At 74.3% G+C, this 1,969-nt stretch carries 2 protein-coding genes; both read left to right on the forward strand.

The window, feature by feature from the left end; translation table 11 throughout:
* The first annotated feature begins 128 nt into the window (after nt 1-128).
* Nucleotides 129-767 (forward strand): hypothetical protein, encoded by a 639-nt coding sequence (locus BUB17_RS25115; RefSeq protein ID WP_072921578.1) that lies wholly within the window; start codon nt 129-131, stop codon nt 765-767.
* Nucleotides 768-905: 138 nt separating this feature from the next.
* Nucleotides 906-1,969 (forward strand): glycosyltransferase family 2 protein (locus tag BUB17_RS25120; protein WP_072921576.1); only part of this gene is annotated, 1,064 nt, incomplete at its 3' end.

Below are 1,969 nucleotides of genomic sequence, written 5' to 3' on the forward strand. Positions count from 1 at the left end.
CTGCCGGTAGGGTTCACCCCCTCACCCAGCACACCCCGACGCTGAGGTCCCCTCCGTCCCACCTTCCCCTCTGGTGTGACCGACCGGTTCCAACCGACGGCTGATCTGCCGATGACCGGCGCGTGTGGATGTGGATCGTCGGGGGACTCGTCCTCTGGGTGCTGCTCGCCTTCGCCGTCGCCGTGGTCATCGGCCGCGGCATCCGGATCGCGGACGTCGCAGATGAGCGCGTGCCGGCCACCGCGACGGCTCCCCGCACCGGACGCGTCCGCACGGCCCGCCGCCGTGTCCCGCTCCCGCCCGTCGGGGTCGCCCTCGCCGCGACCGCGGTCCTGCTCGAGACCGTCGGCTACGTCGTCCGGTTCAACGGGACCACCGGCCCGGTCGCACGGGCCCTGTCCATGGACGCACCGTGGTCCGCGCCCCGGACCTTCGTCGCCGCGCTGTTCGCCGGGGCCGCCGTGGCCGCCGTCGCCGGCGCCGTTCGCGCACCGGGACGCCGCACCTGGTGGCTCGCCGTCGGCCTGGTCAGTGCGGGCATCGCCGTCGTCAAGGCCGGCGGCACCGTGCACGTCGAGCTCATGAGCGCCCTCGAGACCTACCTCGAGGAGTCCGGGGAGGCGCTGGCCGGCGTCGCCGTCCTGGTCGCCGTCCTCGTCGGGGTCGCGCCGCGCCTCGTGTTGCCCGCCTCCTGGGTGCTCCGGCGCAACTCTGACGCCGCCACCCTCGACGTCCCCGAGCAGCTGCCCCACGCCCTCCGGGGCTGAGCGTGCGGCGGGGCGGAAGTGTGAGCTTCCTGTCAGTGTGCGGCCAGGCGTTTACGACTCACCCCTGAGTCCTACCGTTGCATCGAGCAACGACGCTCTTCCCGACAGCCGGTGCGACAGGACCAGGGAGGGGCGACCATGCGCCTGCTCACGACCCCGCGCGACTCCACCGAGGCACCCGGGACGTGGTGCTGCGAGTTCGAGCTCTCGGGTGACGCCCCACCCCGCGCGGTCAGCGCTCCGGCCGGGCAGCAGCAGGCGCGGGTACTCGTCCGTCTGCACGGCGAACCCCTCGGCTACCTGGGCCTGCCACTGACGAGCGCCGGGCTGGACGTCGGGGACCTGGTGCGCCGCGCGCACGCGGAGTTCGCGCCGTGGATCACCACCCACCTCGACCAGGAGGCCATCGAGGTCGAGGGGCGGCCGGCGCCGGCCGGGGAGGGGTGCCCGAACCGCGTGGACTCCGATGACCTCGTCACCGTCGTCGTCTGCACACGCGAGCGCAGCGCCGCCCTGGCCACGTGCCTGCAGCGCCTCCAGCAGCTCGCCCACCGCGACGTCGAGGTCCTGGTGGTCGACAACGCCCCCTCCGACGACAGCACCCGCAGCGTCGCCGAGGCGGCCGCCGCCGCCGATCCACGCATCCGCTACACCCGGGAGTCGCGGCCAGGGCTCTCCGCCGCCCGCAACCGCGGCCTGGCCGAGGCGCAGGGGCGCTACGTGCTCTTCACCGACGACGACGTCTCCGTCGACCCCGACTGGGTCCAGGGCATTCTGCGAGGCTTCCGGCGCCGCCCCGACGTGGCCTGCGTGACCGGCCTGGTCTGCACCGCGGACATCACCAGCTCCGCGGAGGCCTACTTCGACGCCCGCGCCGCCGCTTGGTCCGTCCGCACGGAGCCGCGGCTGTTCGACCTCGCCGGGGACCGAGATGGTTCGACCCTCTACCCGTACGCTCCCGGCCTCTTCGGCACCGGCGCCAACTTCGCCTTCGACCGCGACCACCTGCGCGCGCTGGGCGGCTTCGACGAGGCCCTCGGCGCCGGCGCGCGCACCCGCGGCGGCGAGGACATCGACGTGTTCGTCCGCGTCCTGCGCAGCGGCCGCGCGATCGCCTACGAACCCGCCGCGATCGTCTGGCACCACCACCGGGCCGACGACGCCGCCCTCCTCGCGCAGCTCTACGGCTACGGCACCGGGCT

It is taken from the genome of Geodermatophilus obscurus (assembly GCF_900143215.1).
Taxonomy (GTDB): domain Bacteria; phylum Actinomycetota; class Actinomycetes; order Mycobacteriales; family Geodermatophilaceae; genus Geodermatophilus; species Geodermatophilus obscurus_A.

Bases quoted from the DNA above. Each gene is read 5' to 3' on its own strand.
- BUB17_RS25115 (WP_072921578.1), top strand. From the start codon at position 129: ATGTGGATCGTCGGGGGACTCGTCCTCTGGGTGCTGCTCGCCTTCGCC.